Annotated in this window: 4 protein-coding genes and 3 pseudogenes; 4 read left to right on the top strand and 3 right to left on the bottom strand. The window is 44.3% G+C overall.

The genetic code is table 11. The features are described from left to right. Positions 1–998 (top strand): IS701 family transposase (locus tag CD000_RS12605; RefSeq protein WP_096225782.1); only part of this gene is annotated, 998 nt, incomplete at its 5' end. 402 nt (positions 999–1,400) lie between these two features. On the opposite strand, the gene CD000_RS12595 is transcribed toward CD000_RS12605, so the two are convergent. Beyond that, complete coding sequence (locus CD000_RS12595; protein ID WP_143425244.1) at positions 1,401–2,777, bottom strand: hypothetical protein; 1,377 nt, start codon at positions 2,775–2,777, stop codon at positions 1,401–1,403. Between the two features lie 417 nt (positions 2,778–3,194). Here CD000_RS12595 and CD000_RS12590 point away from each other — a divergent pair. Continuing rightward, a pseudogene (locus tag CD000_RS12590) lies at positions 3,195–3,347 on the top strand (sporulation protein YhbH); the annotation flags it as partial. A gap of 70 nt (positions 3,348–3,417) precedes the next feature. On the opposite strand, the gene CD000_RS12585 reads toward CD000_RS12590, so the two are convergent. Together CD000_RS12585 and CD000_RS12575 are read right to left on the bottom strand one after the other, a co-directional pair. Beyond that, a complete protein-coding gene (locus CD000_RS12585) occupies positions 3,418–4,107 on the bottom strand; it encodes a hypothetical protein (RefSeq protein ID WP_096225780.1) in 690 nt (229 codons plus the stop codon). Positions 4,108–4,392: 285 nt separating this feature from the next. Further along, positions 4,393–4,878: pseudogene (locus CD000_RS12575) on the bottom strand (response regulator); the annotation flags it as partial. On the opposite strand from CD000_RS12575, the pseudogene CD000_RS12570 reads away from it, so the two are divergent. Further along, a pseudogene (locus CD000_RS12570) lies at positions 4,874–5,395 on the top strand (cation:dicarboxylate symporter family transporter); the annotation flags it as partial. The pseudogenes CD000_RS12575 and CD000_RS12570 overlap by 5 nt on opposite strands. Positions 5,396–5,756: 361 nt before the next feature. Next, the gene (gene tnpA / locus CD000_RS12565) at positions 5,757–6,152 is read left to right on the top strand and encodes an IS200/IS605 family transposase (RefSeq protein ID WP_081106632.1); all 396 of its coding nucleotides are present in this window, start codon (positions 5,757–5,759) and stop codon (positions 6,150–6,152) included. Position 6,153 lies beyond the last annotated feature (1 nt).

The following is a 6,153-nucleotide window of genomic DNA, read 5'->3' as shown; positions in this document are numbered from 1 at the left end:
GTCACTTTTTCACGAAAAGCCCTTGGAACGAGGAAAGGCTGCTTGGGAAGCTTCAAGAGTGGATCCTTTCCCAGGTCGAACGACTGGCCAAACGGAAGAATCAACCCCTTTTTGTTTCGATTGATGATACGATTTGCCAAAAAACGAAGCCTTCGTCACGGGCTGCGCACGCCATTCAAGGGTGCGACTGGCACTACTCGCATAAAGATCATCAATCGATCTGGGGACATTCGCTCGTTTGGCTGATGGTGCACACCTTCACGCAGGCGTTCCCATTTGCGTTCCGCCTGTATGACAAGAAAGCGGGAAAAAGCAAGATCGACCTGGCGATCGAGATGCTTTCCTCGCTCAAGGTGAAGCGGGCTCAGCCGGTGTATGTGCTCATGGATTCGTGGTATCCGTCCAAAAAGCTCATTGAAGCCTGCTTGAAACAGGGATTCCATGTCATCGCGATGCTCAAGACGAACCGGATTCTCTACCCGAAAGGCATCGCCATCCAAGCCAAGCAGTTCGCCCGCTATATCGAGTCCAAAGACACCCGCCTCGTCACGGTGGGGCAGGAGCGTTATCGCGTGTATCGCTATGAGGGGGCCATCCATGGCCTCGATGACGCGGTGGTGCTGCTGGCTTGGAAGGCGGATCAGCCGATGGCGCCGGAACATCTTCATTGCATCTTGAGCACCGACCGGGAACTCGGGGACGAAGACATCTTGCGTTACTACGCCCAGCGCTGGACGATCGAGTGCTTTTTCCGGCAGGCAAAAGACCAGCTGAAGCTCGATGGGTACCGTGTTCGCCACGTTCGGGCGGTGAAACGGTATTGGGTCGTGGTGCTGTTAGCCTGCGTATACAGCATCGCGGAATCTCAACAAGACATCTCTTCCGGCCTGGAGCTTCTTCGGTCTCGGAAAGGGCACAGCGTCGTCGAGTTCATCTATGACGCCGCAAAGCGAGATATTCCCATTGATGTGATCAAAAAACAGCTCCATGTCGCCTAAGGGGTCCCCTGTTTGTCTCTTAGGGAATGGAAATTACTGTAATGAAAAATACTCATCTACAGTTCATTAACCAAATATGAAGACTAGATAGATAAAAACGACAAATAAGAAAAACAAAGTAACTAAGGCGATACCTAACCACACAACTTTTCTAAAAATTTTTATTTTCTTGTCCGAATTACTTCTAAATGTTACTAAAAAAATAGCACCAAAAATTATCCCTAAGAAGCCTCTATATAATGTGTTAAACCAAGTAACGTGATCATTTGGCCCTACTATTAATGTACCTAGTGCATAAATAAAGAAGATTATAGATAATATTAAAGAACTGTAAGTAAAAATTCTTCCTTTATTGTTATTATTAGCAGAAAAATTATACATAAAATACCCCTTGTCTTAATTTTATTTTCTTTCTTTCGAAGCTTCTTTTATGATATAGTTTTTGAAGGCATCACCTATTGCTTTAATTTGATTATCTGTTGGGATTCCGTATTTTTTACGTTTTTTTTCTGCTAATGGGGCCATTAAGGATATAGGTGTTACATCGGCTGTGCCTATTTTAATATGAACATCAACTTTAGTTAAGTTTCTGTCAACAGATTCTTTAAATTTCTTTGTACCTCCGAAAGATTCGATAAATTCACTGAAGCGATGATGTACATCACCAGACTTTGAATAATATTTCTTAATTGCATCAGATAGTAGTAAATTTTTATTTTCTTTCATCATATTAGCAATGTTTACAGCGTCTACATCCGCCAATATATCAGCCCTTGAGAATGAACTGTTACCCCCAATAATTTTTTTTGCTTCTTTTTGAAGAACCTTTAGCTTGTTTGAATCTTTAGTATTTTCTTGGAGGTCTCCTAATGCAGTATGCAAATCACCCGCCCATCCAGCCCAAGAATCAGGAACAGGAGTATTTGACAATATTGCATCAATGGTTGCCGCCATATGTATGAAGTCAATCTTGTCACCAGTGACAGGATCTTTTATAAAAGCGCCTTGACCATTTGGACTAAAAAAATTATCTAATTTTTTGTTTTTTGATTCAATATATTTCACATGTTTATCATCTATGGTACCAGCTGTAACATCCCACTTAAAGCCGTCATACTTGGTAGATCTTAAGTATTCTAAATCATGATCATTAATACGTTTAGTTGTATCAATAATTAAGTAAGATTTTGTGTATTTCTCAAGCTTCTTCAAATTATTAACTAATGTTTTTACATCAGTAGCATCTGATTTTTTATTTGCCGCTACCTGAAAAGCAGATGCTTGTACAGTGTTCGCTGTCTTTGCAGAGGTACTAGCTGTTGTTTTTACTTCAAAATTTCCCGAATTTTTATTAGCTATTCCTTGAATAACAGCAGGAATTTGAGAAGGTTTATTGGTGACGATATTTGCTACGGTCTGAGAAGTATTATTTTGAGAGACTACACCTTGGTAAGCTTTTTTCGCAGCATCGCTAATAATTACAGCATCTTTCGAATTGTTAGGGTTTGCAGGCGAGTTGATCACAGAAGTTACGGAAGGGCTAACCGGTCGAACCACTTGGCTAGTTAATGTGTTAGAAGCATTATTTTGGGAAACTGTACTTTGATAGGCTTTTTTCGCAGCATCACTAATAATTACAACATCTTTAGAAATCGTCGTGTTGGATGTTGAATGTGACACCGATGTTGCTACAGGGCTAGAAGGCTTAGGAGTTGCAATCATTGGTGTATGGGAATTTGTTTTTTGTTGGAATGAAGTTTTTACCGAAATAGTAGGCATAACAACCACTCCTAAAAATAGTAATTTACAGAAAAATTATATTTCAAATTATCTATTTTTACAATAAATTTTTTGTATTTTTTTAACATTTTTATTTAAGTTATTTTTATAAAAATATTTTCTCATGTGCAGGTTGTTTATTCTTGTATTGGTAAAATTCCATTCCGATCTATTTCTAAATCCACAATATCCCAAAAAGTATCATCAATCGGTTTCTTGTATGTAAATCCTCAAAATAAACCATCTTTGAAACATGGTCCGTTCTCACAATGAGAAATTAAAGTAGTGAAAGTTGAAGGAACATATGGTACTTATGTAGTAAAAGAAAAAACGAAGGTCGGCGATGTTATAACGCTTGTATGTCTAGTCATAATTCTGCTTATAGCCTACTTTGGTTAATGTGTATAGGGTGTATAAGTGTATCAGTACAACCGCCATTCCACACTCATGTCGGCGTATCGCAATATTAAGGATGAAAAGTTCCGCTATTATATTTTGAAGCAAAAATCAGATGTGTTCCACGCGATGAAAACATTTTTCCGCAAAGAAGAGAGCAAGCAGCTCGTTTGACCCTCTGGCAGCTGAAAAAAGGGGGTTTTTCTTTTTGGAAAGGGAGGGCAATCGCCCTCCCTAAAATAAGTTATTGCTTTTGCAGCGTCGCCGCCATGGCGAGCACGGCGCCAAGCACGTCTTCATTGCGTGGAGCGTGCACGGTCAATAGCATTGGCGCTGGTTGGGCGCTGGCGATGACATGAACGGTGGCGCCGTCCGCTTGTGCAGTGTACCAAACCGCATCAGCGAACGGCTTAGGCAATCCGTTCGTTTGTTGGCGGGCGGCGTTGGCGTCGATCGCTTGGGCATGTTCTTTCGCCAGCTGCTCGTAGTTTGTTTCCCCCTCTGAAAGCAAGCGAATGCGGGCGAACGACTTACCGTGGAGCAATACATCAGCATGCGGCTCTTCGGCATCCAGCGTCCAACCGTCCAGCACGTAGAGGGAGAAATGCTGGTTGTCGCTTGTGGTCAACGTTGCTGTCCCTGTGACTGTTTGATTTCCGACTTGGTAAGACAAAGAAGTTGTTGGACGGGAAGAAGCAGCTTCATCCCCTGTCGCCCCGCTTTGTCCACCTCCTGCTTGATGTTGTTCATCAACCGGGGGAGCTTCTTGGTTCTTTGGCTCGGCTGTTTGCGTGTTGGCGGAGTTCTCGTCCGAACTTGCGGATTGTTTTTCTTTCGCAGCCGTCCCTTCTGATGCAGGCGCCTCTGTGCCGCGGCCGGCAAGCAAGGCGGCGGCGACAGCGAGGGAAAATAACAGCTTCCCGTATCGATTCATGTTCATCCCTCCTTACGTTTCATATTACCGCTCATTATACCAATTGAAACGGTGGAAACAAACAGACTCGTTTCCCTATTTTTTCTGTTTGTTCGTTTTGGCTTGTTGTTTGGTGTGCAAGGCGACATGCGCCCCGCCCCAAACAGCGGCGACGAGTGGCGCTCCCCCATTTTACGCTTGGGGAAAGAGCGTTTCACCTTCTTTACCATTGGCTGGAGACAGGAAATGTTCCGCGAAAACAAGAAGAGTTGCCCACCCGGTTAATCGTGCGGGCTACCGGGTAGGCTATAGTCGTTTCAACTCATAGCGGTTGACGGGGCGTCCGACGCCGCCGTATTGGACATCGAGTATCACTTGTCCCGTTTTCTCAAGGTATTCCAAGTAGCGGCGGGCGGTGACGCGGGCGATGCCGACGCCTTCGGCCACTTCCTCGGCGGAAACAGGGAAGCGGTGCTGGCGCAAATAGGCGATCACTTTTTCCAATGTCACTTCGTTCAATCCTTTTGGTAGTTCGGCTGCTGGTTTGACAGCATGCTCTGTCGTCTGCCGTAAAGCATCGAGCTCCGCTTGGGTGAGCGATTGCTTTTCGGCGAGCGACTGGCGGAACGCCCGGTAATTTCCCAGCGCCTGTTTGAGCCGTTCAAATTTAAACGGTTTCACAATGTAATCGAAGGCGCCGTTTTGCAGGACGCGGCGCACTGTTTCAATGTCGCTTGCCGCTGTGATGGCGATGATATCAACTTCATGGCCGCGGGCGCGGATTTGTTTTAAGTTTCTCGCTTATATCAAAGAGGAACTGTTGCTTGTTTTGGGCACGTCTTCGTCGGAATCGGCGCTGCCGCGGCTGATGGAGCGCCTCGAAAAATACGGTTGCTCGAAGTCGGTCGTTGGCCTTGTCGTTCCGACCGGGTACTCGTTTAACTTGGACGGCACATCGATTTATTTATCGATGGCGGCCATTTTCATCGCTCAAGCATACGGCATTGACCTAACGATTTGGCAAGAGCTGACGTTGCTCGGTGTATTGATGCTTACATCAAAAGGAGCTGCAGGAGTGACGGGTTCCGGTTTCATTACGCTGGCGGCAACGTTAGCAGCGTTCCCGATGATTCCGGTTGAGGGCATTGCCTTGTTGCTCGGGGTCGACCGCTTTATGTCCGAGGCGCGGGCGATTACGAACATCATCGGCAACGCTGTGGCGACTGTTGTCGTTTCGAAAATGGAAAATGAGTTTCATCCTTCTGCTGGACAAAATCTAGCGGAAGGGAAGATGACAATCGCGAAGTGAGGAACGGGAATCTGCCCCTAAGGGCTGTATGAACAGCCTTTGGGGGCGGTTTTTTATTTTGGCAGAAAATATAGAAAAACGAGCCCCGAAACGCACTGCACATTGCAAATCGGCGGATGAAAAAAGGATGGAGCGAGACGGAGAGGGGATATTTTCCTCGTTTTTTGTGCATATATTTTGCTTTTTCCTGGACGTTTTTCCATAATAAAGCTATATCGATGTTGGAGGGGGAAGCAGATTGAACAGTTCGCAAGACTGCGCTGTATTACAAAAAAAATAGACGTGAAAGCCCACTTCTTTAGAGGTGGGATGAAACGTCTATTTTGTTGCAGTTTAATAATCAAACTGATACAATTTAAGTATGGAACAGTACAGACGCACCAAAACGACCGTTTCTCTCATCAATTATCATTTTGTTTTTTGTCTGCGTTATCGAAGAAAAGTGTTGGTTGGTGAAGTTGAAATTCGATTCAAACAGCTTGTTCAACAAATTTGTAAAGAAAATGATTGGCGTATCCTTGCAATGGAAGTAATGCCGGATCATTGTCATTTGTTTCTAAACTGTCTTCCAATGGATTCTCCTTCAGCAATTATGGCGAAAGTGAAAGGAGTGACATCTCGAATCTTAAGGCAAGAGTTTAAGCATCTTGCTCATTTGCCAAGTTTATGGACACGCTCATTTTTTGTGAGTACAGCAGGAAATGTATCAAGCGAAACCATTAAGCGATATGTTGAAGCGCAGAAAAAAAGGGGGTGAT

Origin of the sequence: Geobacillus sp. FJAT-46040, assembly GCF_002335725.1 — a bacterium.
Lineage (GTDB): Bacteria > Bacillota > Bacilli > Bacillales > Anoxybacillaceae > Geobacillus > Geobacillus thermoleovorans.
This window is presented reverse-complemented; position numbering and strand designations above follow the sequence as displayed.